We start from the raw sequence: 894 nt of genomic DNA, 5'->3' as shown, positions 1-894 counted from the left end.
TGCAATCGAGTTTGGTGCAGCCAATACCATTAAAGCTTGTTTAAAGGCATCAGCTTTGTCTTTTTCACCTTTTTCGATTTGATCAAGGAATTGTTTTAAGTTTTCTAATACTTCTAGTGGATCAGTCTTTTGATTCTTCGCAACTTCGCTTAAGGCTTTTGAGTTGTTTAGACTGCTTTCAAGTTGTTGTTTGGCTTCTTTGGCATCAAGGTGTGTGCCACTGGCTTGATTTTGTTTATAGGTAGAAAGAAGTAAGCCTTGCCCTGCACGGACTGCTCCCCATTGGTCTGTACGCAGCTCAAAACCTTCGCCTCGTCCATCACTGGTATCTTTGTCTTTGGGATGACTGAGGTTTCCGAGGTTGAGTTGGCTTGCACCGTGGCTGTTTTGCAATTGTGTCGATATTTGTCCTGTGGTGTCGTCAAAGCGCAGTTGTCCAAAGCCTTCGCCTTGGTATTCTTTACTTCTGATGCCTGCGAGTTTTTTGGTATCAGGTAACTGTCCTTTGTTATCGAACTTCGTTGGACTACGTTGGGCTTCGTGAATGCGTCCTACGACAAATGGTCGATCGATATTGCCATCAAAGAAGTCGATTACAACAATTTCACCGATACGGGGTAGGAATCTTGCACCGTAGCCTTCGCCTGCCCATGGGGTGAGCACATCGACCCATGCTGAGTCAGTATCGTTGTCATTTGTTCCTGCACCACCATCGTGTCCATGGTCTTCTGTTCGAGTGAAGAGGAAGCGTACTTTGATACGCCCCCATTCATCGACATGGATTTCTTCTCCACTCGGTCCTACTACTTTGGCACGTTGTGGATGGGTTGTTGGGCGGTGTTGGAGTGGATTGTATTCTGGAACTGTGCTGATGTTACGTCGTTGTATGGTCAA

The 894-nt window shown here is 46.0% G+C and carries 1 protein-coding gene; it reads right to left on the bottom strand.

The genetic code is table 11. The annotated features are described in order from the left end of the window. On the bottom strand, positions 1-894 hold an 894-nt coding region (locus tag EXE10_RS21085; RefSeq protein ID WP_130114606.1), incomplete at both ends, for a type VI secretion system Vgr family protein.

Source organism: Acinetobacter sp. WCHAc060033 (genome assembly GCF_004209125.1).
GTDB lineage: Bacteria > Pseudomonadota > Gammaproteobacteria > Pseudomonadales > Moraxellaceae > Acinetobacter > Acinetobacter wuhouensis.
This window is presented reverse-complemented; position numbering and strand designations above follow the sequence as displayed.